25 protein-coding genes and 1 tRNA gene are annotated in these 23,561 nt (G+C 70.7%); 19 read left to right on the top strand and 7 right to left on the bottom strand.

Going from position 1 to position 23,561, the window contains the following annotated elements; all coding sequences use genetic code 11:
* Positions 1–64 precede the first annotated feature (64 nt).
* From ABIA35_RS27325 to ABIA35_RS27315, 3 genes are all read right to left on the bottom strand, one after another.
* A complete protein-coding gene (locus tag ABIA35_RS27325; protein ID WP_370359798.1) occupies positions 65–1,279 on the bottom strand; it encodes an ATP-binding protein in 1,215 nt (404 codons plus the stop codon).
* Positions 1,276–2,100 (bottom strand): response regulator transcription factor, encoded by an 825-nt coding sequence (locus ABIA35_RS27320; RefSeq protein ID WP_370359797.1) that lies wholly within the window; start codon positions 2,098–2,100, stop codon positions 1,276–1,278. The genes ABIA35_RS27325 and ABIA35_RS27320 overlap by 4 nt, the downstream gene beginning before the upstream one ends.
* A gap of 94 nt (positions 2,101–2,194) precedes the next feature.
* Positions 2,195–2,701, bottom strand: a complete 507-nt coding sequence (locus ABIA35_RS27315; RefSeq protein WP_370359825.1) for a tetratricopeptide repeat protein — start codon at positions 2,699–2,701, stop codon at positions 2,195–2,197.
* Between the two features lie 116 nt (positions 2,702–2,817).
* On the opposite strand from ABIA35_RS27315, the gene pgi reads away from it, so the two are divergent.
* From pgi to rdgB, 13 genes are all read left to right on the top strand, one after another.
* On the top strand, positions 2,818–4,479 hold the full coding sequence (pgi, locus tag ABIA35_RS27310; RefSeq protein WP_370359796.1) for a glucose-6-phosphate isomerase: 1,662 nt from the start codon (positions 2,818–2,820) through the stop codon (positions 4,477–4,479).
* Between the two features lie 150 nt (positions 4,480–4,629).
* Positions 4,630–4,728 (top strand): putative leader peptide, encoded by a 99-nt coding sequence (locus tag ABIA35_RS27305; protein WP_317623733.1) that lies wholly within the window; start codon positions 4,630–4,632, stop codon positions 4,726–4,728.
* Positions 4,729–4,852: 124 nt separating this feature from the next.
* On the top strand, positions 4,853–5,125 hold the full coding sequence (locus tag ABIA35_RS27300; protein WP_370342065.1) for a MoaD/ThiS family protein: 273 nt from the start codon (positions 4,853–4,855) through the stop codon (positions 5,123–5,125).
* A 34-nt stretch (positions 5,126–5,159) separates the two neighbouring features.
* Positions 5,160–6,107 (top strand): PLP-dependent cysteine synthase family protein, encoded by a 948-nt coding sequence (locus tag ABIA35_RS27295; RefSeq protein WP_370342063.1) that lies wholly within the window; start codon positions 5,160–5,162, stop codon positions 6,105–6,107.
* A gap of 112 nt (positions 6,108–6,219) precedes the next feature.
* Positions 6,220–7,077, top strand: a complete 858-nt coding sequence (locus tag ABIA35_RS27290; RefSeq protein WP_370359795.1) for a hypothetical protein — start codon at positions 6,220–6,222, stop codon at positions 7,075–7,077.
* A 98-nt stretch (positions 7,078–7,175) separates the two neighbouring features.
* Positions 7,176–8,372 carry a hypothetical protein gene (locus tag ABIA35_RS27285; RefSeq protein WP_370342061.1) on the top strand — a complete coding sequence of 399 codons (1,197 nt, stop codon included), beginning with the start codon at positions 7,176–7,178 and terminating at the stop codon, positions 8,370–8,372.
* Positions 8,373–8,443: 71 nt separating this feature from the next.
* Positions 8,444–9,460 (top strand): 3-methyladenine DNA glycosylase, encoded by a 1,017-nt coding sequence (locus tag ABIA35_RS27280; protein WP_370359824.1) that lies wholly within the window; start codon positions 8,444–8,446, stop codon positions 9,458–9,460.
* 120 nt (positions 9,461–9,580) lie between these two features.
* Positions 9,581–10,477 (top strand): glutamate racemase, encoded by an 897-nt coding sequence (gene murI / locus ABIA35_RS27275; RefSeq protein WP_370342060.1) that lies wholly within the window; start codon positions 9,581–9,583, stop codon positions 10,475–10,477.
* Complete coding sequence (locus ABIA35_RS27270; RefSeq protein WP_370342059.1) at positions 10,474–11,247, top strand: MBL fold metallo-hydrolase; 774 nt, start codon at positions 10,474–10,476, stop codon at positions 11,245–11,247. Before murI ends, ABIA35_RS27270 begins: the two co-directional genes overlap by 4 nt.
* A 73-nt stretch (positions 11,248–11,320) precedes the next feature.
* Positions 11,321–11,812, top strand: a complete 492-nt coding sequence (locus ABIA35_RS27265; RefSeq protein WP_370359794.1) for an indole-3-glycerol phosphate synthase — start codon at positions 11,321–11,323, stop codon at positions 11,810–11,812.
* 182 nt (positions 11,813–11,994) lie between these two features.
* The gene (gene rph, locus ABIA35_RS27260) at positions 11,995–12,726 is read left to right on the top strand and encodes a ribonuclease PH (RefSeq protein WP_370342057.1); all 732 of its coding nucleotides are present in this window, start codon (positions 11,995–11,997) and stop codon (positions 12,724–12,726) included.
* A gap of 80 nt (positions 12,727–12,806) precedes the next feature.
* Positions 12,807–13,409 carry a hypothetical protein gene (locus ABIA35_RS27255; protein ID WP_370342056.1) on the top strand — a complete coding sequence of 201 codons (603 nt, stop codon included), beginning with the start codon at positions 12,807–12,809 and terminating at the stop codon, positions 13,407–13,409.
* 74 nt (positions 13,410–13,483) lie between these two features.
* A complete protein-coding gene (gene rdgB / locus ABIA35_RS27250) occupies positions 13,484–14,101 on the top strand; it encodes an RdgB/HAM1 family non-canonical purine NTP pyrophosphatase (RefSeq protein WP_370342054.1) in 618 nt (205 codons plus the stop codon).
* A gap of 119 nt (positions 14,102–14,220) precedes the next feature.
* Here rdgB and ABIA35_RS27245 read toward each other — a convergent pair whose 3' ends face one another.
* From ABIA35_RS27245 to bcp, 4 genes are all read right to left on the bottom strand, one after another.
* On the bottom strand, positions 14,221–15,051 hold the full coding sequence (locus ABIA35_RS27245) for a DUF4190 domain-containing protein (RefSeq protein WP_370359793.1): 831 nt from the start codon (positions 15,049–15,051) through the stop codon (positions 14,221–14,223).
* Between the two features lie 97 nt (positions 15,052–15,148).
* Positions 15,149–15,223, bottom strand: a tRNA-Leu gene (locus ABIA35_RS27240).
* Positions 15,192–15,896, bottom strand: a complete 705-nt coding sequence (locus ABIA35_RS27235; RefSeq protein ID WP_370359791.1) for an HNH endonuclease — start codon at positions 15,894–15,896, stop codon at positions 15,192–15,194. Before ABIA35_RS27235 ends, ABIA35_RS27240 begins: the two co-directional genes overlap by 32 nt.
* 161 nt (positions 15,897–16,057) lie before the next feature.
* Positions 16,058–16,546 carry a thioredoxin-dependent thiol peroxidase gene (gene bcp, locus ABIA35_RS27230; RefSeq protein ID WP_370359823.1) on the bottom strand — a complete coding sequence of 163 codons (489 nt, stop codon included), beginning with the start codon at positions 16,544–16,546 and terminating at the stop codon, positions 16,058–16,060.
* 96 nt (positions 16,547–16,642) lie between these two features.
* On the opposite strand from bcp, the gene ABIA35_RS27225 reads away from it, so the two are divergent.
* The 6 genes from ABIA35_RS27225 to ABIA35_RS27200 all read left to right on the top strand — a co-directional run bounded on the left by ABIA35_RS27225 (position 16,643) and on the right by ABIA35_RS27200 (position 23,484).
* Positions 16,643–16,945 (top strand): co-chaperone GroES, encoded by a 303-nt coding sequence (locus ABIA35_RS27225; protein WP_370342125.1) that lies wholly within the window; start codon positions 16,643–16,645, stop codon positions 16,943–16,945.
* Positions 16,946–17,016: 71 nt separating this feature from the next.
* Complete coding sequence (locus ABIA35_RS27220; protein WP_370342050.1) at positions 17,017–18,174, top strand: AI-2E family transporter; 1,158 nt, start codon at positions 17,017–17,019, stop codon at positions 18,172–18,174.
* A gap of 121 nt (positions 18,175–18,295) precedes the next feature.
* A complete protein-coding gene (locus ABIA35_RS27215) occupies positions 18,296–19,765 on the top strand; it encodes an NAD(P)/FAD-dependent oxidoreductase (RefSeq protein WP_370342049.1) in 1,470 nt (489 codons plus the stop codon).
* Positions 19,766–19,916: 151 nt separating this feature from the next.
* The gene (locus tag ABIA35_RS27210; RefSeq protein ID WP_370359790.1) at positions 19,917–21,656 is read left to right on the top strand and encodes an MFS transporter; all 1,740 of its coding nucleotides are present in this window, start codon (positions 19,917–19,919) and stop codon (positions 21,654–21,656) included.
* A 97-nt stretch (positions 21,657–21,753) separates the two neighbouring features.
* Positions 21,754–22,356 (top strand): hypothetical protein, encoded by a 603-nt coding sequence (locus ABIA35_RS27205; protein ID WP_370342046.1) that lies wholly within the window; start codon positions 21,754–21,756, stop codon positions 22,354–22,356.
* Between the two features lie 204 nt (positions 22,357–22,560).
* Positions 22,561–23,484, top strand: coding sequence for an undecaprenyl-diphosphate phosphatase (locus tag ABIA35_RS27200; protein WP_370342045.1), 924 nt, complete (start codon positions 22,561–22,563; stop codon positions 23,482–23,484).
* Positions 23,485–23,561: the final 77 nt, after the last annotated feature.

Raw genomic sequence — 23,561 nt, 5'->3', positions numbered from 1 at the left:
CTGGTCAGGAGTGACCAGATTCACACCTGGGTCGTACATCAGTACGTGTGACTTGTGGGGCCGGTTACGGCAGATCGACGCGGATGACACAGCCGGGTGACGCGCTGACGGCCACGGGATGGCCGGAATGGCCGGGATGGCCGGGTTGGTCGGCCGCGGCCGCGACGGGCTCGGCGGCTTCGGCGGCTTTGTCGGCGTCGTCGGCGAGCACCGGCACCGCGGGCTCGGCCACCGAGATCCGGCCGCCGTGCAGATCCACCACCCAGCGCGCGATGGCCAGCCCCAGCCCGGTGCCGCCGTCCGCGGCCTGCCGCGAGCCGCGGTCGAAGCGGTCGAACACCCGGACCCGCTCGCCGGGCGGGATGCCCGGGCCCTGGTCGCAGACCTCGATCCGGACGCCGCCCTCCTCCAGCCGCCGGGCTCGCAGCGTCACCTTGCCCCCGGGCGGGGAGTGGCGGACGGCGTTGTCCAGCAGGTTCGCCGCGACCTGGTGCAGCCGCTCGCGGTCGGCGCGCACGGTGAGCGCCGGCGGGACCACGTCGACCACGGTGTAGGGGCGCTGGTCGGCGCCGTCCCGGGTCAGCATCGAGACCGTGGCCTCGCGGGCCACGGTGCCCAGGAACTCCTCCAGCGCCACGTCCTCGCGGTCCAGCTCGACCGCGCCGGCGTCGATCCGGGACAGGTCCAGCAGGGTGCTGACCAGCCGGCCCAGCCGCTCGGCCTGCTCCAGGGCCAGCCGCATGGTCGGCGGATCGGGCTCGGTGACGCCGTCCACGACGTTCTCCAGCACCGCGCGCAGCGCCGAGATCGGCGTGCGCAGCTCGTGCGAGACGTTCGCGATCAGCTCCTTGCGCTGCCGGTCCACCGCCTCCAGGTCGGCGGCCATCAGGTTGAACGCGGCCGCCAGCTGCCCGACCTCGTCGCGGGAGTTGGAGGCGGCGACGCGGCGGCTGTAGTCGCCGCGGGCGATGCGCTCGACGGCGTCGGCCATGGAGCGCAGCGGACTGGTCATGCCGTGCGCCAGGAACTGCGTGACGCCGAGCGAGAGGATCACCGCGACGCTGACCACGTACCGGGCCTGGATGCCGGCCGTGACCCCCAGGGCGGTGAACACCCCGACCACCGACACCGAGGCCACGACCAGCACGCCGAGCTTGACCTTGATGCTGTGGAAGCGGTCCAGCGGGCGCACCTCGCGGGCGCGGGCGACGGCGGTGCCGCCGACCCTGCGCGAGGCGGCGTTCAGGGTGGTCACGTTCAGCGAGACGCGCGAGCTCATCGGCCGGCCGCCTCCAGCGCGTCGCCCAGGATCGGCTCGGCCTCCAGCGCGTAGCCGACGCCGTGCACGGTGCGGATCCAGTCCGCGCCGATCTTGCGGCGCACGGCCTTGACGTGGCTGTCGACGGTGCGGGTGCCGGAGGCGTCCAGCCAGTCCCACACCTCGGCCAGCAGCTTCTCCCGGGTCAGGACGGTGCGCGGCTGCCCGGCCAGGCAGGCCAGCAGGTCGAACTCGGTGGGCGTCAGGTGCGCCTCGTCCTGCGAGCGCCCGGCCCCGACCCGCACCCGCCGCTGGGCCGGGTCGATCTCCAGCAGCCGGGTGCCGGCGCTGGTGCCGATGGCCATGAAACGCAGCGGCTGGGGCTTGCGCACGGCGGTGGTGCCCGGCCCGAAGCCGGTCCCGATCGGCACGACGTTGCTCTCGGCCGGGGCGCCGCCGTTGGAACCGATCTCCGCGGCGCGCTCCACGCGCCGGAGCAGGGCGTGCACCCGCGCGATCAGCTCGCGCATCGAGAACGGCTTGGTCAGATAGTCGTCGGCGCCGGTGCGCAGCCCCTCGATCAGATCGCTCTCGTCGTCACGCGCGGTGACCATCAGCACCGGGACGGCCCGCTCGGCCTGGATGCGGCGGCACACCTCCAGGCCGTCGAAGCCGGGCAGCATCACGTCCAGGACGATCAGGTCCGGCAGCTGCTCCTGGGCGGTGCGCACCGCGGCCGGACCGTCCCCGGCCAGGTGGGTGGCGAAGCCCTCGGCCCGCAGCCGGGCCGCGATCGCCTCGGCGAGAGTCGGTTCGTCCTCCACAACGAGAATGCTGGTCACCGCTTCAGCATAGGCATCGCGCGTCCACGCACCGAGACCGTGACGTGGCGCGCACAGTTTCGGCACAGGGTGTGCGGCGACCTGCGCGATCTTGCTATTCGACCGCGTCGAGGTCCTTCGCGTAGTGCTCGATGGCGGCGCGGTAGCCCTGGATCCCTGCGTCGGAACTCGTCCCGGCGATCACCTCCAGCAGCGTCCGCATCGCCGCGTGGTGCTCGCCGACGTTGTACAGCGCCATCGCCGAGAAGGTCCGCAGAGCATTGTCGTCCGGGAACTCCGCGGCCCCGCGCCGGAACACCTCGACCGCCTTCGAATACCGGCCCAGGCCCCGCAGGGTGCTGCCGTAGCCGAGGAACGCGCCGCGCCGGTCCTTCTCTGACAAGCCTGCGCCGTTGTCGGCGAGTGCGAGTTCGTAGAACGGCACCGCCTCGGCCTCCAGGCCGAGGACGTCGTGGGCCCACGCGGTCTGATACGCCACTTCGGCGTCGGCGGGGGAGTCGGCACTCAAGGCGAGCAACTGTTGCCGGGCCTTCTCGCGCTCGCCGCTGGCGCGCAGCGCCACCGCCTCGGCCAGTCGCTCGTCGCGGTTTCCTTCGATCATCGCCATACCGGAATCATCTCTGTATCCCCCGCTGTTCACCGCTCTGGCCGGGCCCCGAACCGGACACGGCGATAGGGTCGTCAGCAGTATGAAGAATGCCCGCTAGGAGGACGCCGATGACCGAGAAGCTCACCGATCTGCCGCAGTGGAAGGCGCTGGAGACGCACCACGCGGAGTTCGACCGGGTGAACCTGCGCGAGCTGTTCAAGACCGACCCGGGCCGCGCCGAGCGCTACTTCGCACAGGCCGGCGACCTGTCGGTGGACTACTCCAAGCAGCTGGTCACGGACGAGACCCTGCGGCTGCTGCTGGACCTGGCGCGCGAGCGCGGGGTGTTCGAGCTGCGCGACAAGATGTTCGCCGGCGAGAAGATCAACCTCACCGAGGACCGCGCGGTGCTGCACGTCGCCCTGCGCGCCCCGGAGACCGAGCGCATCGAGGTCGACGGCGAGGACGTGGTGCCGGAGGTGCACGAGGTCCTCCACCGGATGGCCGCCTTCTCCTCCCGGGTCCGCAGCGGGGAGTGGACCGGCGCCACCGGCAAGCGCATCAAGACCGTCGTCAACATCGGCATCGGCGGCTCGGACCTGGGCCCGGCGATGGCCTACGAGGCGCTCAAGCCGTACAGCATGCGCGACATGCAGTTCCGCTTCGTCTCCAACGTGGACGGCGCCGACCTGTACGAGGCCACGCACGACCTGGACCCGGCCGAGACGCTGTTCGTCGTCTCCTCCAAGACCTTCACCACGGTCGAGACCGTCACCAACGCCACCTCCGCCAAGAAGTGGCTGCTCGCAGGCCTGGGCGGCGACGCGATGTCTGATGGCGGCCCCGCCGCAGGGGCTATCGCCAAGCACTTCGTGGCCGTCTCCACCAATGCCGAGGCGGTCTCCGCCTTCGGCATCGACACCGACAACATGTTCGGGTTCTGGGACTGGGTCGGCGGGCGCTACTCCTACGACTCGGCGATCGGCCTGTCGCTGATGATCGCGATCGGCCCGGAGCGCTTCGAGGAGATGCTCCAGGGCTTCCACACCATCGACGAGCACTTCCGCACCTCGCCGGCCGAGAAGAACCTGCCGCTGCTGATCGGCCTGATCGGCCTGTGGTACCGCGACTTCTGGGACGCTCAGACCCTGGCCGTCCTGCCGTACTCGCACTACCTCTCCAAGTTCACCGCCTACCTGCAGCAGCTGGACATGGAGTCCAACGGCAAGTCGACGCGCCGCGACGGCGAGCCGGTGGAGTGGGAGACCGGCCCGATCGTCTGGGGCACCCCGGGCACCAACGGCCAGCACGCCTACTACCAGCTGATCCACCAGGGCACCGCGCTGATCCCGGCCGACTTCATCGGCTTCGACCGGCCGATCGAGGGCACGGACCCGTTCGGGCAGCACGACGCGCTGATGGCGAACTTCTTCGCCCAGACCGAGGCCCTGGCCTTCGGCAAGACCCGCGAGCAGGTCGAGGCCGAGGGCGTGGCGGCCGCGCAGGTCCCGCACCGCACCTTCCGCGGCAACCACCCGACCACCACGATCACCGCCCGCCGCCTGACCCCCTCGATCCTGGGCCAGCTGGTCGCGCTGTACGAGCACAAGGTGTTCGTGCAGGGCGCGATCTGGGACATCGACTCCTTCGACCAGTGGGGCGTGGAGCTGGGCAAGGTGCTGGCCAAGAAGATCGTCCCCGAGCTGTCGTCGGACGGGGACCTGGGCCACGACTCCTCGACCAACGCCGCGATCGAGCGCTACCGCGCCGACCGCGAGCCGGGGAAGTGACACGCGCCACCCGGCAGCCGCTGTGACCGCCGAGGGCCCGCCCACGCCTCCTCCAGGCGCCGGCGGGCCCTCGGCGCGTGCCGGGCGGCCCCGGTCTCACCGCTCGGGAACCGGGCTCCGCTCGCCGGCCGGGATGAATATCATGGGGGTATGCGTTCTCCCGGCATGGACCCGACGGTGCTGCTCGTCGCGCGCCGCCATGTCGACTTCGGCCGGCTGGCCAGCGCGCTGTGTCGCCGGGGCGCCTGAACCCGCGACCCGCACCGTCCCCCGCGATCGAGCCGCGGCCCCGGCAGCCGCGTGCCTTCCCGCGGGGCCTCCCATACGCCCTGCTCGCCTGTTCCGCCCTTTTCCCACGAGGAGATGACCGGCCATGTCCGTCAGCGTGTCGATCCCGACCATCCTGCGCACCTACACCGACGGCGCCAAGCGCGTCGAGGCCGAGGGGACCACCCTGGCCGCCCTGATCACCGACCTGGACGCCCGGCACCCCGGGCTCGGCGACCGGCTGCTGGACTCCGGCGAGCTGCGCCGGTTCGTGAACGTCTACAAGAACGACGAGGACGTGCGCTTCCTCGGCGGCCTGTCGACCCCGCTGACCGACGGGGACGCGGTCACCGTGCTGCCCGCCGTCGCCGGCGGCTGAGGCGGGACCCCGGAAAGCCCCGAGGGCGCCGACCATGCGCTACGACTCGCTCCTGGACTCCGTGGGCCACACCCCGCTGGTGGGCCTGCCCAACCTCTCGCCCTCGCCCGAGGTGCGGCTGTGGGCCAAGCTCGAGGACCGCAACCCCACCGGCTCGGTCAAGGACCGCGTCGCGCTGGGGCTGATCGAGTCCGCCGAGAAGGAGGGCAGGCTCAAGCCCGGCGACACCATCCTGGAGCCCACCTCCGGCAACACCGGTATCGGCCTGGCGATGGTGGCCAAGCTCAAGGGCTATCACCTGATCTGTGTGATGCCGGAGAACACCTCCGAGGAGCGGAGGCAGATCCTGCGCATGTACGGCGCCGAGATCATCTCCTCGAACGCCGCCGGCGGCTCCAACGAGGCGGTCCGGGTGGCCAAGGAGCTGGCCGCCGAGCACCCCGACTGGGTCATGCCCTACCAGTACGGCAACCCGGCCAACGCCCTGGCGCACTACCACGGCACCGGCCCGGAGCTGCTGGCCGACCTGCCCACCATCACCCACTTCGTCGCGGGCCTGGGCACCACCGGCACCCTGATGGGCGTCGGCCGCTACCTGCGCGAGCAGAAGCCGGACGTGCAGATCGTCGCCGCCGAGCCGCGCTACGACGAGCTGATCTACGGCCTGCGCAACCTCGACGAGGGCTTCGTCCCGGAGCTGTACGACGAGTCGGTCCTGACCACCCGCTTCTCCGTCGGCGCGCACGACGCGCTGCGCCGCACCCGCGAGCTGCTGGCCGCCGAGGGCGTCTTCGCCGGCATCTCCACCGGCTGCGCGCTGCACGCGGCGCTCGGCATCGCGCGCAAGGCGGTCGAGGCGGGCCAGGGCGCGGAGATCGCGTTCATCGTCGCCGACGGCGGCTGGAAGTACCTGTCCACCGGCGCTTACGAGGGGACCCTCGACGAGGCCGAGGACCGGATCGAGGGGCAGCTCTGGGCTTAATGAGCTCTGGGCTTAATAAGATCTGGGCTTAATGAGATCTGGGCGTAGTGCCGGTAGTGCCCGTTGCCCGTGGTTAGGATGTCGCAGTCCTGACTTACGGGGGGTGGGTGCGATGGGCGCGAAGTCCTGGGTTCGGTGTGTCGCGACGGCGGCGGCGGTGACCACGGTCATGGCCGCCGCCGCTTGTGCGTCCAAGGGTGGCGCCGCGGGCACGACCGTCGATCTGAACACGGAGAGCGCCGCTCAGGCGGTCCTGGAAGGCCAGAGCGCCGGCGGGGCGCAGCACACGGTGCACAACCACGCGACGATCACCGAGAAGGCGTTCACCATCACGATGGACGGGGTCCAGCGGACCGACGCCCTCGAGGAGGACCAGACCTCCGCGACGACGACGGCCGCCACCAACACGACGGTCCATGGTGAGATCCGCGTTGAAGGGAACGCGGTCTACCTGAACGATCCCGGACTCCCGGCGACCTATCGGCAGGGCAAGACGTGGGTGAAGATCGATCTCACGCATCCGCTGTCGGCGGCCCCCGGCGCCCCGGCGTCGGCGTTGTTCGCGACGCTGAGCTCGACCTACCGGCACTGGGATCCGCGCCAGGCGTCGGCCTTCACGCTGGCGTTCTCCGACCTGCACCGGGTCGGCGTCGAGACCAGGGACGGCGAGCGGGCGCTGCACATCGCCGGGACGCTCACCCTGGCCACGTTGCCGGCGACCCCGCCCGCGGGGTCCGGGCTGACGCAGGACTACCTGGACTACCGCCGGCAGCAGCTGCAGGCGGTGAAGGCCACCAAGGTCGGCATCGACTGCTGGTACGGCGCGGACGGCCGGCTCATCGAGTCCATCGAGGTCGACTCCACGGCCGACGGCGACACCGTCATCGACCTGACCGCGGTCAAGTGGGGCGTGCCGCTGACGGTGTCCGTGCCGCCCGCCGCCGACTCGTATGTGGTGCCCGTCACCTGAGGAGACGATCTTCACCGGCCCCCGATCATCGGCCTGAAGTGCGGCGACGCTAGGATTCCTCCGCTCTTCGGCTTTCACGATCAAGGGTTGGGAAACACATGCCCCGCAAGCAGATATGGTCCGGCGCCGTGCTGGCGGCCGTGGCCGCGTCCTCGCTCACCGGCTGCTCCCTGAAGGGGTCCGACGGCACGCCGCAGTCCTTCACGCAGCTGTCCTCGCTCACCGCCGGGCAGGCGATCCAGGCCGCGGACCGCGCCGTCTCCTCGCACCCCAGCGCCAAGGTGCACACGGTGCTGACCACCGCGACCGCCTCGGAGACCGACGACGTGGTGGCGAGCTTCGACGAGCACCCGTCGCTGCAGGGCACGCTGAGCACGAGCTCGGCCGACCCCTCCAACCCGGGCTCGCAGGCCTCCGGCCCGGCCGTCCCGATCCGCTACGCGGACGACGTGATGTACATGCAGATGGGCGGCGACCCGCAGATGGCCGCCCAGATGAACGGCAAGCAGTGGCTGAAGCTGGACCTGCAGGCCATGGCCCAGGACCCGAACACCGCCTCCTTCGGCATCGGCGCCGATGTGGTGGAGAACACCTCCCCGAGCAAGGGCCTGACCATGCTGGCGGCCAGCAAGGACCTGCACACGGTCGGCTCCGAGCAGCACGGCGGCGTCCAGACCATGCACTACGCCGGCACCCTCACCAACGACGACGTCACCGACCCCAACATCGCCGGCCGCAACGGCCTGACCGCCGACGACGCCGCCACCGTCAACGACGCGCTGGCCCAGGGCCTGGTCACCAAGCTGGGCTACGACGTCTGGCTGAACGCCGCCGGCCTGCCGGTCGCGATGACCTTCACCGAGACCACGCCGAACGGCAGCATGACCGGCGAGATCGACTACAGCGCCTGGGGCACCTCGGTCGACGTGGCACCGATCCCCGACACGCAGAGCGCGGATTTCGTCGCGATGGTGAAGCAGGCCGAAGCGGCGCAGAGCGGCTCGCAGGACTCCGGGAGCTCGACGCCGACGAGCCCGGCGAGCTCGCAGGGGTCCTCGGCGCCCAGCACGCCCAGCACCCCGAGCACTCCGAGCACGCCGAGCAGCCCGAGCACGCCGGGCGCCCCGACGACGCCGAGCGTTCCCTCCACGCCGGGCGCCCCGACGCCGACCGGTCCGGCGAGCTCCTCCTCGACCTCGTCGAGCGGCACGTCGAGCAGCTCGTCCAGCGGCTCGTCGGCCTCGAGCAGCGCCTCGTCCTCGGCGCCGTCGGGCACCTCGAGCTCGGGCGCGTAAGCACGCCGCTGCCGCCGGGCGAACAGCGATTCGGCCCGGCGGCGGTCACCGGATACCGTCGAGGTGTGAGCGTGGACCAGGCCGAGCAAGAAGTCGCGACTACGGCTGTCGTCCTGCCCGAATCCGTCTGGCAGGCCCGCGAAACCGCGCACCGCACCCGCGTCGCCGCCTGGACCGATCCCCACCTGCGCCGCCGCGCTGACAACGAGGCGCACCCGGTGATGGACTTCCTGTTCACCTACTACTCGCACCGCCCCGCGCGCCTGCTGCGGTGGCATCCCGGCGCCGGCGTCGTGCTGGCCGGGGCGGCGGCTCGCGAGCGGCTGGCCTGGCGCGGCTATTGCGAGACTCCTGAAGGCGTGGCCCTGGATCCCGCCGAGTTCACCGATGGCCGGCGCCGCACCGCCGAGTTCGTCCGCGCGCTGCTCGCCGCCACCGCCGGGCGCGAGCCTCGGCTGGCGTGCTTCGGGCTGCACGAGTGGGCCATGGTCTACCGCCTCGAGCCCGAGCAGGTGCGGCACTCCGCGCGGCGGCTGCGGCTGGGGCCGGCTGGTACCGACGAGGTCGTCGAGACCCAGCACATCCGCTGCTCGCACTTCGACGCCTACCGCTTCTTCACTCCCGACGCGGTTCCGCTGAACACCCTGCGCCCGACTCGCGACGAGCAGGTCGCCAACGAGCAGCCGGGCTGCCTGCACGCCGGCATGGACCTCTACAAGTGGGCCTACAAGCTGGACCCGTTCGTGCCCTCCGAGCTGATCGCCGACTGCTTCGCGCTGGCCGCCGAGATCCGCGAGATGGACATGCGTGCCAGCCCTTATGACCTCGCCGAGCTTGGCTACCCGCCGATCGCCATCGAGACCCCCGCCGGCCGCGCCGAGTACGCCGGCATGCAGGCCGAGTTCGCCCGCCGCGGGGCCCCGCTGCGGCGCCGGCTGATCGACGTCTGTGACGCCCTGCTCGCCTGGGCTGGGCCGACCGCCCAGGCCCCGGCCGCGACGGCGCCGTCTCCGACCGCCCCGGCCCTGGCCCCGCCGGTGCCGTCCCCGGCCGCCCCGGCCCCGGCCCCCCAGGCCCCGACCGCCTGACCCCGCAACCACCCCGCCGCACGTCAAGCGCCCCGTGAGCAAAACCACCGCTGAGACAGTGGCCACATCGACCCGCCCGATCGCGGACGCTCTGCGCGGGGAGCCGTACTCTTTTCCCTCATGGCCGCACCACTGCCTCCGTTCATCGACCCGGCCTCCCGGGACGCGCCCATCGGCATCTTCGACTCCGGCTTCGGCGGGTTGACCGTCGTCCGGGCCCTGCTGGATCAGCTGCCCCACGAGGCCGTCAGCTACTTCGGCGACACCGCGCGCCAGCCCTACGGCCCGCGGCCGATCGCGCAGGTGCGCGCGTACGCCCTGGAGTGCATGGACAAGCTCGTCGAGTCCGGGGTGAAGATGCTGGTCATCGCGTGCAACTCGGCCTCCGGCGCGGTGCTGCGCGATGCCCGCGAGCGCTATGAGATCCCGGTGGTGGAGGTCATCCGGCCGGCCGTGCGGCTGGCCGTGGCCGCCACCCGGAACCAGCACGTCGGCGTGATCAGCACCCGTTCCACCCGGCGCTCGATGGCCTATGTCGACGCCTTCGCCGCGGCGCCGCAGATCCAGCTCACCACCCAGGAGTGCCCGCGCTTCGTGGAGTTCGTCGAGGCCGGGGAGACCGCCGGCGAGGAGCTGCTGAAGGTCGCGCACGAGTACCTGGACCCGGTCGTGCAGGCCGGCGTCGACACGCTGATCCTGGGCTGCACGCACTACCCCCTGCTCACCGGCGTCATCTCCTACGTGATGGGGGACGACGTGATCCTGATCAACAGCGCCGAGGAGACCGCCAAGGACGTCTACCGCGTCCTGGCCGAGAACGCGCTGATGCGCCCGGCCGACCTCCCCGAGCCCACGCACAGCTTCACCACCACCGGCGACCCGGACCAGTTCCTCCAGATCGGGCAGCGCTTCCTCGGCCCCGAGATCGGCCACGTGCACCAGGGACAGCTCCCCGCCGCATCACAAGATGCCGCCGCCACCGAACCCCGATACGCCACAGTTGCGGAGACCCCATGAAGCTCACCGTGATCGGTTCCTCCGGCTCCTTCGGAGGCCCCGGCAACCCGTGTTCGAGCTACCTGGTCGAGCACGACGGCCACCGGGTCCTGCTCGACTTCGGCAACGGCGCGCTCGGCGAACTTCAGCGGTACGGCGACATCTACGACCTGCAGGCCGTGATCCTGTCGCACCTGCACGCCGATCACTGCGTCGACATGTGCGGGTACTACGTCGCGCGCAAATACCGGCCCGGCGGCGAGCCGCTGCCGCTGCTGCCGGTGTGGGGCCCGGCCGGCACCCGCGAGCGCATCGCCAAGGCCTACGACACCGACGATGTCGAGTGCGAGTCGGTCTTCGACTTCCGCAACGTGCTGGAGGGGGCCCCGGAGGGTGCGACCGGCAACACCTTCGAGACCGGTCCGTTCACCGTGCGCGTGACCCGCGTCGACCACCCCGTCGAGGCCTACGCGATCCGCCTGGAGGCCGGCGGGAGCACCCTGGTCTACTCCGGCGACACCGGCCCCTGCCCGGCGCTGGACCACCTGGCCAAGGGCGCCGACCTGCTGCTGGCCGAGGCCTCGTTCCAGGAGCCGCGCGACGACGGACTGCTGGGCCTGCACCTCAACGGCCGCGAGGCCGGCGAGAGCGCGACCGCCGGCGGTGTCAACCGCCTGGTGCTGACCCACATCCCGCCGTGGACGGACGCCGAGCTCAACCTGGCCGCGGCCAGGGCCGCCTTCGACGGCCAGGTGAACCTGGCCACGCCGGGCGCGGTGTTCCAGATCTGAGACCATGATGGGGAGATGAGGGGAGCGGCGCCCGGCGCCGCCCCCGGGCAGCAGCACCTGAGAGGACCCGACTGTGCCGACCACCATGCTCGTCGTCGAGAAGACGATCAACCAGCACGACCTGGAGTACGTCGTCGGTCTGCACGACGACAACGTCGAGGAGGGCATGGAGGCCGAGAACTACGTCGTCGTGGTGCCTGTCGGCAAGGAGAACGGCAAGGTCCTGGCCACCTTCGACGACCTGGCGCTGGGCAACTTCAAGGGGGCCGAGGAGGACTCCCACGACGAGCCGCTGAACGAGGCCGTCGTGGAGGCCCGCACGATCATGACCGCGACCGTGGAGGCCTTCCAGAAGGCCGGCAGGCAGGCCGCCGGCGAGCTGCTGGCCGGCCCGCCGGTGGAAGGGCTGAAGGAGATCGCGGCCAAGTACGTGGTCGACGAGATCATCGTGCTGACGGTGCCGCACCTGGTCGAGGAGTTCTTCCACCGGGACCTGGCCTCCCGGCTGCGCAAGGCCACCGACCTGCCGACGCTGCGGCTGCTGGCCCACGTGCCGCTCGACTGATCGCGCCGGGCACACCCGCTGGGCACACCCGTCGGGCACCCCGCCGCGCACGCCCCGCACACCAAACCCCCGCCTTCACCCCCGCCTCCACCCCCGGCGCGGCCGGGGCGGAGCCCGGCGACGGTCCCGCGCGCGCCGCACCGTCGGCCGCGCCGGCCCCGGGGGTGGGCTAGGGTCTTCACATGTCAGCAGCACGCGTCGACGGCCGCAAAACAGGCCAGCTCCGTCCGGTCACCCTGACCCGCAAGTGGTCGATCCACCCCGAGGGCAGCGTCCTCGTGGAGTTCGGCCAGACCAAGGTGCTGTGCACCGCCAGCGTCACCGAAGGCGTCCCGCGCTGGCTGCGCGGCACCGGCAAGGGCTGGATCACCGCCGAGTACGCGATGCTGCCCCGGGCCACCAACACCCGCGGCGACCGCGAGTCGGTCAAGGGCAAGGTCGGCGGCCGCACCCAGGAGATCTCCCGGCTGATCGGGCGCGCGCTGCGGGCCGTGGTGGACACCAAGGCCCTGGGCGAGAACACCATCGTCGTGGACTGCGACGTCCTGCAGGCCGACGGCGGCACCCGGACCGCGGCCATCACCGGCGGGTTCGTGGCGCTGCAGGACGCGGTCACGTGGATGCGCGACAAGAAGATGATCAAGGCCTCCAAGGAGCCGCTGACCGGTTCGGTCTCGGCGGTCAGCGTCGGCATCATCGACGGCGTCCCGATGCTCGACCTGTGTTACGAAGAGGACGTCCGCGCCGAGACCGACATGAACGTCGTGTGCACCGCCGACGGCAAGTTCGTCGAGGTCCAGGGCACCGCCGAGGGCGCCCCCTTCGACCGCGCCGAGCTGGACGCCCTGCTCGACCTGGCCGCCGCCGGCTGCCGCGAACTGGCCTCGCACCAGGTCAAGGCACTGCTGAGCTGACCGCAGGCAACCACCTCCTATATTGTTCGGAGCCCCGGCGAAAGCCGGGGCTCCGAATGCTTTCCACTGGGGGTGGGCTCATGACCGTGCGGCTGCGCACGAGCGTGATACCGGGACTGCTGGCCCTGACCGCGCTGTCGCTGGCGGCGTGCGCATCGCAGGGCACGATCGGGGCGGGCACGGCGGGCGGGACGGTCCCCGGTACGGGGAACTCCACGAGCGCGTCGGGCTCGGCGAACGGTTCCTCCACGGGCGGCACCGGCGGCACCAGCGCCCCCTCCTCCGCCGACACCGGCTCCTCGGCACCGTCGGCCGCCACCGGCTCCTCCCCGGCCGCACCGAGCTCCCAGGACCCCTCGGTCCTGGCCTCGTCGCTGAAGGAACTCAACAGCACCTGGACCGACCAGGGCTGCAAGACCGCCCTGGCCGGCTTCGGCGACTACGTGACCGCGCAGCAGAAGAGCGTGCTGCAGGCCGTCGCGACGATCCCCGCCTCGGTCCAGAAGATCCACATCGGCGCCCAGCAGACCAAGAAGCCCGGCGCGGCCGACGCGATGAACAAGCTGGCCACCGATATGCAGACGATCTTCACGCAGGCGCAGCAGGGCCAGACTCCGAACAACGGACCGGTGAAGTCCGACTTCCAGGTGATGGGCAACATCTGCTCGGCCGGCAACCAGTAGAACGGCCCGTCGGCCCGTCGGCCCGCAGGCCCGCAGGCCACGCCGATGGCCGGCTGCCAAATAGACTGGCGCCCATGCGCCAGATCGTGCTCGCCACCCGCAACGCCAAGAAGATCACCGAACTCCAGCGGATCCTGCTCGCCGCCGGCCTGACCGACGTCGAACTCGCCGGCCCCGAGTTGTACGCGGCCCTGCCGGAGATCCCCGAGACCGGCCTGACCTTCGCCGAGAACGCCCTGATCAAGGCGCGCGCGGTGGCCGCCGCGACCGGCCTGCCCGCCGTCGCCGACGACTCGGGCCTGTGCGTGGAGGCGCTGAACGGCATGCCGGGCATCCTGTCCGCGCGCTGGTCGGGCCGCTTCGGCGACCTGCCGGCCGGCCCCGGCCGCGACGTGTCGAACCTGCAGCTGGTCCTGGACCAGGTCGCCGACGTCCCCGACGAGGCCCTGGGCGCCAACTTCACCTGCGCGGCGGCCTTGGTCCAGCCCGACCATACCGAGCATGTGGTCGAGGGCGTCGTCACCGGCCGCCTGATCCGCGCCCCCCGCGGCGACGGCGGCTTCGGCTACGACCCGATCTTCGTCCCCGAGGGCGAGACCCGGACCACCTCCGAGCTCAGCCCGCAGGAGAAGGACGCGATCAGCCACCGCGGCCGCGCGTTCCGGGCCCTGGTGCCGCTGCTGAAGGGCTGACCGAGAACGGCGGCGGCCACCGCCGACCGGGAACTCCGGTCGGCGGTGGCCGTCGTGTGTTGCCGGGGTTCGGCGCGCGGTGTGCTGGCACCTGGCCCTTTGCCTGCCGCTACCTGCCGCTACTTGCCGATGGTGCAGAGGTGGTCCATCTGCTGCAGATCGGAGGCGAGCTTGCCCTGGTTGCCCTGGCCGCCGGCGATGGCGGCGTAGTCGTCGTGCACGGCTTGCACCGTCGCGCGCACATCACTGCGCTTGGACTCGGACGCGGCCTTCGCCAGATCGTCGACGAGCGTCCCGAGGTCGTTCTGCACGGCGGTCGTGTCGCCCTTCGCCGAATCGGCGTCGATCTGCTTGGACTGCTCCAGCACCGCCGTCTTCCCGCGCGTACACCCCGGATCCAGCGCCGACGGCTTCGAAGCGATCGCGGCCCCCACGAGCACCGCGCCGAGGGTCACCAGAATGGACAACACCAGAGCCGCGATGGCCAGCCCGCGCCCCCGCGCCTTCCCCTTGGCGGTCTTCACCATCCCGATGATGCTCAGCACCAACCCGGCCACCGGCACCCAGAACAGGCACAGCGCGACGATCGCGACGGCACTGGTCACCGTCGGCTTCGGCGGGGGATAGCCGTAGCCGTAGGGCGGCGGCATGGACCCGGGCCCCGGCATCGGCCCGGGCATCCCGCCCGGCACCGGCCCCGACGGCTGCATGCCACCCGGCCCGAACTGCGGCCCCGGCCCGGGCGCTCCGCCCGGCGGCACATACGGCGCGTACTGCGAATCCGGCTGCCCGCCGTACACCGGCGCGGTCTGCGTCGGCATACTCTGCTCGGGCGTCGCCGGATACCCGGGACCCTGCGCACCCGCCGCCCCGAACTGCCCCGGCAGCGGCGCCTGTCCAGGCGGGGCCGGGGTGCCGAACGGATTGGGATCGTTCGTCGGTGTGCTCACGGTCGGGCGTCCCCCAGGCTTCGTCGTGATCTCCAGTCGTTGACGGAGCCTAGCGGTCGGACGCCCGCGCGCGGCCGACGTGACCAAGATTTTGGAGTGGGGCCGACGAGATTCGAACTCGCACTGAATGACACCTAAAGTCATTGCCTCCTGCCGATTGGGCTACGGCCCCACCGCAGGCTATCGCGACCTGTCGGGACCGTCCAAGGACCGGGTCTCGCGCTTCTTTTTGCGGCAGAAGCCCGGCGTGGTCGCGTGGCAGTTCGGGCAGAGGAACCGCAGGTTTTCGGCCGATTGTCAGTCATGTCGCCGTTGATGTGGTCGATCTCCAGCGTGAGCTGACGACCACGCCACTCAGGACCGGTCTCGCAGAGCGCGCAGTGGTGGAGGATGCCGACCTCGATCATCGCGGGACGGAGCAGTCGGGTCTTGGTCCGGCCGCGGGCCGTCGGGTCGGCGATCAGAATGTCGGCCGGATCGGTTCGTCGTGTGCTCCTGGTACCGCGAGCATGGGCTTGTCCCAAGAAATGTGAGACATCCAGCCCGAGTTCGACAACCCGCGTGCGGTACTGACGGCGGAAATCGGTTGTGTCCGCGACCCCGAGAATCCTGGCGACCTGCGCAACGCTGCGCGCCTGGGAGACGGCATCCGCGAACTCGGCCCACGGCACTTCCTTGAGCCGTTGCCGAGGCTTCCGCCGCATCGACTCGAAGTGCGAGATGTCGATCTCGAATGACCGCAACCGGCGCCCGACGTGGGCTTGAGTTCCACCGACTTCTTTGGCGCCGAGCCGCCGGACCGCTTCGGCGATGGACGTCGACTGCGCGGCCGCCTCTTCGAGCATCTCGCGTGTGTACAGCTGTGAGGCGTTTTCGAGCCCGCCGCAGCTGCGGCGAGCTCCTCGAACGTGTATGCGCTGCTCATGCGGGCGAACTTAGAGCCCTTGCGAAGCCTTCGCAGGGAGTCAAGCATGCGATATCACATGAAATGATGAGCAGCCCGTGTCTACCCGTCCAACCCCAGGTCCCGCCGCAACTTCGCGACATGCCCCGTCGCCTTCACGGCGTACTGCGCGACGTCCACCTTCGCGGCGCCCTTGGCGTCCACGTCCAGCACGAACGTCGACCGGATCACGCCGACCACGGTCTTGCCGTACAGCTTCTTCTCGCCGTAGGCGCCGTACTCCTCCAGGACCGTCTTGTCCGGGTCGGACAGGAGGGGGAAGGTCAGGGCGTCGCGCTCGCGGAACTTCGCCAGCTTCTCCGGCTTGTCGGGGGACAGGCCGAGGATGGCGTAGCCCTCCTTCTGGAAGGAGGCGATGTTGTCGCGGAAGTCGCAGGCCTGCTTCGTGCACCCCGGGGTCATGGCGGCCGGGTAGACGTACAGGATGACCTTGCGGCCGGCGTAGTCGGCCAGGCTCACGGACGCGCCGTGGTCGTCGGTCAGGGTGAAGGCGGGGGCGGTGTCTCCGGGGTTGAGTTTCACGGGTCCCAGGCTAGACGAGGGGGCCCTCGGTCACCCGCGCTGACGGCCGCGGGCTGGTGCGATAACGTCGCAAGCGTGAGTTCAGGAGAGAAGCTGCCGATCCGGATGCTGCACGACCGCGTGCTGGTGCGCGAGGACCCGGAGGCGGGGGACCGGCGCTCGTCCGGGGGCATCCTCATCCCCGCGACGGCGCGGGTGGGCAGCCGTCTGGCCTGGGCGGAGGTCGTGGCGATCGGCGCGAACGTGCGCACGATCCAGGTCGGCGACCGGGTGCTCTACGATCCGGCCGACCGCGGCGAGGTCGAGGTGCGCGGCACGGATTATGTGCTGCTCCGGGAGCGCGACGTGCACGCCGTGGCAGCCGAGCGCCTCGGCGAGGGCGAGGGCGAAACCGGTCTTTATCTCTGACCGGCGCCCCGCACTGAACCCGTCACCGACGAGTTACCCGTAGACCACCCACGTCCCCTAAGGTCGTGGGCATGGCCGGTGAACAGGCGACTTCGACGCGCGCCCCGAAGCCCTCCAGCGTGCCCCCGGCCGCGAACGGCTCCGCGCCGCGGGGCCAGAGCGCCCGGGCCGGCGCCGGCGATCCGCCGTCGCTGTCCGCGATGCCCGCGGGCGGCTGGTTCGCCTTCGCGTTCTGGCTCGCTGCCGGCGCCATCACCGCCTACGCCCTGGTCCACCTGGTCTCGGGCCTGGGCAGCCTGCTGTCGATCCTGCTGCTGGCGGTGTTCTTCGCCACCGCGCTGGACCCGATGGTCACCGGGCTGGTGAACCGCGGGCTGCGGCGCGGCCTGGCCGTGGCGGTCGTCGCGCTGGCCGTGCTGGCCGTGCTCGCCGGGTTCGTGGCGCTGGTCTTCCCGCCGGTGGACCGGGAGGTCAACTCCCTGATCAACGCGATCCCGGCCTACCTGGACGACCTGCGCAACAAGTCGACCTACCTCGGCAAGCTGGAGAACAAGTACCAGATCATCGAGAAGGCCAAGTCCTGGATCAACGCCAACAAGGCCGGGACGTTGGACCTCAACGGCATCCTGGGCGCCGGCAAGGCCGTCTTCTCGCTGCTCACCGGGACTCTGGCCGGGATCGCGCTGACCTTCTACTTCGTGGCGAACATGCCGGGCATAAAGAACTTCGCCTACCACCTGGTGCCGGTCCGCCGGCGCCCGCGCGTCTCCGAGCTCTCCGACCGGATCCTGGCGCAGGTCGGCAAGTACGTGATCGGGCAGATGATCATCGCCTCCATCGCCGGCTTCTTCACCTGGATCTGGGCGATGGCGTGGTCGATCCCTTATCCGGCCGCGCTCGGCGTGGTGGTCGCGCTGTTCGGCCTGGTGCCGGTGGTCGGCTCCTCGATCGGCGGCGCGGTGGTGACGCTGGTGGCGCTGACCATCTCGGTGAAGGTGGCGATCATCACGCTGGCCTACTACGTGGTGGCCCGCCTGGCCGAGGACTACCTGATCGCCCCTAGGGTCAACCGCCGTACGGTCGACGTCCACCCGATGGTCACCATCCTCGCGGTGCTGGCCGGAGCGGCTCTGTTCGGCATCGTCGGTGCGCTGGTCGCGATCCCGGCGGCGGTCGCCGTGAAGCTCATCGCGACCGAGGTGCTCCTGCCGCGCATCGACGAGATGTGATACGCAAGCCTCAGATACGGCATGATCTCCCCTATCGGGTGAGACCCGAGACGCGCATCGCGCGGCGCGTTCCGGGAATGGGGTGGGACTACTACTGTGGGCGTTCTGATGGATACCAACGATGACCGGTAGGGCCGATCTCGTCGTGCTCGGCGCGGGGCCCGCGGGCCTGGCCGCGGCCTGGTACGCGGCGCGCCGCGGCCTGTCCGTGGACGTGTTGGAGCGGGCCGAGACCGTGGGCGGGATGGCGGCGTCGTTCGACGTCGCGGGCTTCCGCGTGGACCTGGGCAGCCACCGGCTGAACCCGGACCTGCCGGAGAACATCCTGGCCGATCTCAGGGCTCTGATGGGATCGGACCTGCAGACCCGGTACCGCAACGGCCGGCTGCTGGTGGGCGACCGGTGGGTCGCCTATCCGTTCAAACCGCGCGAACTGGCCAAGTCGATGCCCACGGTGCCGATGGCCCGCGCCGCCTTCGACGCCGTGGCCGCCACCTGGCGCGGCAAGAAGCAGATCGCGGCCGCGGAGTCCTACGCGGAGCTGATGCGCGCCGGGTTCGGGCCGACGATGTACAAGCAGGTCTACGAGCCCTACGCGGCCAAGCTCTGGGGCGTCTCCGGCGAGGACATCGACATCGACCAGGCCCGGCGCAAGGCGGGCTCGCAGACGATGTGGGGCGCCCTGGTGCGCAGCGTGCGCAACTCGATCGCCAGCGAGTCGCTGGCCTACCTGTACCCGCGCCGCGGTTTCGGCCAGCTCTGCGAAGCCCTCGCCGACGCGGCGATGGAGGCCGGCGTGCGCATCCGCCTCGGCGCCGCGGCCGAGCATTTGGCGGTGGACGCCGACGGCGTGAGCGTGACCCTGGCCCGCTCGGAGTTCCACGGCTCGGCCGCCGAACGCGGCGGCTGGTCGGGGGAGCAGCACTGGGCCGAGGGCGGTTCGGACATCCGGGCCGGCCACGTCTTCTCGACCATCCCGGTGCCGCTGCTGGCCCGGCTGACCTCGCCGGGCGCGCCGTACGAGGCCGTGGAGGCCAGCGGCAAGCTGCGCTTCCGCGCGATCCTGCTGGTCTACGCGGTCCACGCCGGCGGGCGCTGGACCAACAGCGACGTGCACTACATCCCGGACGGCGACACCCCGGTCACCCGCATCTCCGAGCCCGCGAACCACCGCTTCTCGCCGGACGACCCGACCGAGCGGACCGTGCTGTGCTTCGAGATCCCCTGCGACATAGGGGACGACCTGTGGGCCGCGGACGAGGACCAGCTGGCGAACCTGGTCCGGGAGACGGTGCGCCGCCTGGGGCTGCCGCACCTGAACCTGGAATGGGTGCAGGTCAAGCGGATGCGCCAGGTCTACCCGATCTACCACAAGGGCTACCGGGAGGCGCTGGCCGACCTGGAGGGCTGGGTCGAGTCGCTGCCGCACGTCACGACCTTCGGGCGGCTGGGCCTGTTCACCCCGGACAACACCCACCACGCGCTGACGATGGGCTACGAAGCCGCCGAGGCCCTGGGCAGCGGGCAGTGGGACCAGCAGGCGTGGTCCGAGGCGCGGGACCGGTTCGCGCAGCACGTCGTCGAGAGCTGACGCCCTCTTGTGGCACGGATCACAACGTATCCGTGTCACAACGCGTTGTGAGCTATCAGACGCCTTCTACCTCGGCATACTGTCGGCGGCCCCCTCTAGCCTGAGACTTAATTTGAGAATTGAGTCTGAAGCCTGAGGGGGCCGAAGAGGCATGGCTGAGAACGATATATCCGGGGACATGACGACCCCCGATCCCAAGCGCTGGCTCGCGCTGGCCGTCATCTTGTCCGCGGCGTTCATGGACCTGCTGGACGTCACGATCGTCAACGTCGCGATCCCGTCGATCCAGAGCCAGATGAAGGCCGGGTACTCGGCGATCCAGTGGATCACCGCCGGCTACGCGCTGGCCTTCGCCGTCGTGCTCATCACCGGCGGCCGGCTCGGCGACATCTTCGGCCGCAAGCGGCTGTTCCTCATCGGCATGACCGGCTTCACGATCGCCTCCGCGCTGTGCGGTCTGGCGACGACGCCCGGCATGCTCATCGGCGCCCGGGTCTTCCAGGGCGGCATGGCGGCGCTGATGGTGCCGCAGGTGATGGCGATCATCCACGTCACCTTCCCGGCCGAGGAGCGCGGCAAGGTGATGGGCATGTTCGGCGGCATCGTCGGATCGGCCGCGGTCGCAGGACCCATCGTCGGCGGCCTGCTGGTGCAGTGGAACCTGCTCGGCCTGCACTGGCGCCCGATCTTCCTGGTGAACCTGCCGGTCGGGATCTTCGGTCTGATCGTCGCCTTCCGGGTCATCACCGAGTCCAAGGCGCCGCACGCCACCAAGCTCGACCTGCCCGGCGTCGGCCTGTCCGTGCTCGGCCTGTTCATGCTCGTCTTCCCGCTGATGCAGGGCCGGGACCTGGGCTGGCCGCTGTGGGGCTGGCTGATGATGGCCGCCGCGGTGCCGGTGCTGGCCGGCTTCGTGCTCTACGAGCGCCGCAAGGGCCTGCGCGGCGACTCGCCGCTGGTGGAGCTGAGCCTGTTCCGCTTCCGCTCCTTCGCCTCCGGCATCCTGACGAACCTCACCTTCGCCGTGACGCTCGGCGTCTTCTTCCTGGTCTGGTCGCTGTACATGCAGCTGGGCCTGGGCTGGACGCCGCTGCACGCCGGCCTGACCGGCATCCCGTTCTCGATCGGCGTCTCGGCCGCGGCCGGCATGTCGGTGCAGTTCCTGGTGCCGAGGTTCGGGCGCAAGGTGGTGCAGTTCGGCGTGCTGCTGATGGGCGGCGGCCTGGTGCTGTACATCGAGATGGCCAAGCATCTGGACTTGTCCTTCACCTCGGTCCAGATGGCGCTGCCGCTGCTGATCACCGGAGTGGGCATGGGCCTGGTGGTGGCCCCGATCTTCGACCTGATCCTCACCGACGTGCCGACCCGCGACGCCGGCTCGGCCTCCGGCCTGCTGAACACCAGCCAGCAGCTCGGCCAGGCCTTCGGCATCGCGCTGACCGCGCTGGTCTTCTTCAACATGATGGGGACGAACGCCACCAAGGCGGTGGACGACCAGAAGCCCGCCGTCACCCACCAGCTGGTGGCCGCCGGGGTGCCCGCGCAGCAGGCGGACCAGATCTTCGCGTCCTTCAAGCAGTGCGCGGTGGACCGGGCCAAGGAGAAGGACCCGAGCAGCCTTCCGGCGTCCTGCCCGAACCCGGCGCACCCGGATCCGAACCAGCCGGCTGCGGTCGGTCAGATCCTGGCCGCGCAGGGGGTGAAGGCGGGGCAGCAGACCATGATCAACGGGTACGAGACCACGCTGTGGTTCGTCGCCGGGGGACAGTTCCTTGTCTTCCTGCTGATGTTCTTCCTGCCGAAGAACGTGCGGGCCAAGGGCCAGGACGGCTCCTCCGGCGCCGACGGCGATGCCGGCTCGCAGGACCTCGCACCTGTGTTCGCACACTGACAAACGCCAGGTCACGCGTCGATTGCTGCCCGCGAAGGTGTCCGTACTTCGCTGGATGTTCACCTGAGATTCGCCTTGGTCGACCAGACTTCGGGGCATGGCGCGACAGTTCCGCCCGGAGCGGGTCGAGTACGACGTTCTCACCGCGCACCCCGATCCGGCCGAGGCCGCGGCCGGCGTGACCCAGTGGGCCACCGCCGCGGTCGACGCTGTCGATCCCGCTCCGCTGAACGGGATGGACGCGCTGAAGGACTACGTGCTGGCGATGCTCCCGCGCCTGCGGGACTTCGCCGAGCACGTGACCGCGCCGCGGGGTGAGGCGCACGCCCCGGCGCTGCGCTACGGCGCGTACCTGAGCGTGCGCGCGATGGTCCGGGACAAGTCGGGCCAGGCCCTGGCCGAACTGCACGCCGACGGCCGCGCGCTGCTGCCCGGCGAGCTCGACGCCGATCTGCGCGGCCGGGTCAACGGCCTGGTCAACGTCGGTCTGCCGATGGCGACCCGGGCCGTGGACCAGGGTTCTTACGAGAGTGCCCTGGAGTCGCTGGTGAAGGCCCGCAGCGTGGTGAACGCGATGCTGCAGGCGGTGCTGAACATGGCCGTCTCCGGCCCCGAACCGGTGTCCCGGGAACGGCTGGCCGCCGCGCTGCGGGTGCAGCCGGCCGATCTGGACAGCTGGTATGCCGGGCGCACCTCGTAGGGGACGACCCTTCGGCGCATAACTGCTACAACCTGTCGTAGGCTGTCCCCGGCACCCCCGCGGCGCCGGGGGCGTCCGCCGATCGCTCCGGACCAAGCCAGTGTGCTGCTGCTTTGCCCTACGTTCACCGTCTGTTTCCCCGCGCCGCCGGACGTCCCGCGTATTCTCCGGCAGACTGCATCCGTTTTCCGACAGGGGTACGAGTTGTCCGGCCTCACGTATATCGAAGCCTGCACCATCGGGCTGGTCCAAGGCGTCACCGAGCTGTTCCCCATATCCAGCCTCGGCCACTCGATACTCCTGCCCGCCTTCATCGGCGGGAGCTGGAAGGCCGACCTGGACATGACCGCCAAGGACTCGCCGTACCTGGCGTTCCTGGTGCTGGCGCACGTCGCGACCGCCTTGGCGCTGGTGGCCTTCTTCTGGCGGGACTGGGTGCGCATCATCAGGTCCCTGTTCACCTCGATCCGGCACCGCAGCGTGGAGACCCCGGACGAACGGCTGGCCTGGCTGCTGGTGATCGGTACGATCCCGGTCGGCCTGGTCGGCATCGTGGCGGACAAGGCGCTGCGCACGCACCTGGGCAAGCCGGTGCCCGCGGCCGTGTTCCTGCTCATCAACGGCTTTGTGATCTTCCTCGCGGACTACATGCTCAAGAGCTCCTCCAAGGGCCGGCACGCCGACGACGGCAACGCCCCGCCGCGCGGTGGCGAGCCCCCGGAGATCGCCGCCGACCGCCGGCTGGCCCGGCTCGGCTGGAAGTCCGCCGCCGGCATAGGCGGCGCGCAGGCCTTCGCCCTGCTGCCGGGCATCAGCCGCTCCGGCATCACCATGGTCGCCGGCCTCGCGCGCGGGCTGAAGACCGAGGACGCCGCCCGCTTCGCGTTCCTGCTGGCCACCCCGGTGATCCTGGCCGCCGGCGTGTACAAGGCCCCTGAGCTGGCCAAGCCCGCCAACCACAGCATCCTGGGCCCGGCGATCGCCGGCTCGGTGCTGGCCGGGATCGCCGCCTACATCTCGGTGCGCTTCCTGACCAGGTACTTCGAGAACCGCGACCTGAAGCCGTTCGGCGTCTACTGCGTGATCGCCGGTGCCGTGTCGCTGGTCTGGTTCTCGGTGCACCACTGAGGACACCGAGCACACCGAGCACACCGGGCACAGCGGGCACAGCGGGCACACCGGGCACACTGACCGCACCAAGCACA

It is taken from the genome of Catenulispora sp. MAP12-49, assembly GCF_041262705.1.
Lineage (GTDB): Bacteria > Actinomycetota > Actinomycetes > Streptomycetales > Catenulisporaceae > Catenulispora.
This window is presented reverse-complemented; position numbering and strand designations above follow the sequence as displayed.

Coding starts and splice junctions, on each gene's coding strand:
- ABIA35_RS27295 (WP_370342063.1), top strand. CDS start 5,160: ATGCGCTACGACTCGCTCCTGGACTCCGTGGGCCACACCCCGCTGGTG.
- pgi (WP_370359796.1), top strand. CDS start 2,818: ATGACCGAGAAGCTCACCGATCTGCCGCAGTGGAAGGCGCTGGAGACG.
- ABIA35_RS27300 (WP_370342065.1), top strand. CDS start 4,853: ATGTCCGTCAGCGTGTCGATCCCGACCATCCTGCGCACCTACACCGAC.
- ABIA35_RS27215 (WP_370342049.1), top strand. CDS start 18,296: ATGACCGGTAGGGCCGATCTCGTCGTGCTCGGCGCGGGGCCCGCGGGC.
- ABIA35_RS27305 (WP_317623733.1), top strand. CDS start 4,630: ATGCGTTCTCCCGGCATGGACCCGACGGTGCTGCTCGTCGCGCGCCGC.
- ABIA35_RS27325 (WP_370359798.1), bottom strand. CDS start 1,279: ATGAGCTCGCGCGTCTCGCTGAACGTGACCACCCTGAACGCCGCCTCG.
- ABIA35_RS27205 (WP_370342046.1), top strand. CDS start 21,754: ATGGCGCGACAGTTCCGCCCGGAGCGGGTCGAGTACGACGTTCTCACC.
- ABIA35_RS27285 (WP_370342061.1), top strand. CDS start 7,176: ATGCCCCGCAAGCAGATATGGTCCGGCGCCGTGCTGGCGGCCGTGGCC.
- ABIA35_RS27210 (WP_370359790.1), top strand. CDS start 19,917: ATGGCTGAGAACGATATATCCGGGGACATGACGACCCCCGATCCCAAG.
- rph (WP_370342057.1), top strand. CDS start 11,995: ATGTCAGCAGCACGCGTCGACGGCCGCAAAACAGGCCAGCTCCGTCCG.
- ABIA35_RS27255 (WP_370342056.1), top strand. CDS start 12,807: ATGACCGTGCGGCTGCGCACGAGCGTGATACCGGGACTGCTGGCCCTG.
- ABIA35_RS27220 (WP_370342050.1), top strand. CDS start 17,017: ATGGCCGGTGAACAGGCGACTTCGACGCGCGCCCCGAAGCCCTCCAGC.
- ABIA35_RS27225 (WP_370342125.1), top strand. CDS start 16,643: ATGCTGCACGACCGCGTGCTGGTGCGCGAGGACCCGGAGGCGGGGGAC.
- rdgB (WP_370342054.1), top strand. CDS start 13,484: ATGCGCCAGATCGTGCTCGCCACCCGCAACGCCAAGAAGATCACCGAA.
- ABIA35_RS27270 (WP_370342059.1), top strand. CDS start 10,474: ATGAAGCTCACCGTGATCGGTTCCTCCGGCTCCTTCGGAGGCCCCGGC.
- murI (WP_370342060.1), top strand. CDS start 9,581: ATGGCCGCACCACTGCCTCCGTTCATCGACCCGGCCTCCCGGGACGCG.
- ABIA35_RS27235 (WP_370359791.1), bottom strand. CDS start 15,896: ATGCTCGAAGAGGCGGCCGCGCAGTCGACGTCCATCGCCGAAGCGGTC.
- ABIA35_RS27290 (WP_370359795.1), top strand. CDS start 6,220: ATGGGCGCGAAGTCCTGGGTTCGGTGTGTCGCGACGGCGGCGGCGGTG.
- ABIA35_RS27315 (WP_370359825.1), bottom strand. CDS start 2,701: ATGATCGAAGGAAACCGCGACGAGCGACTGGCCGAGGCGGTGGCGCTG.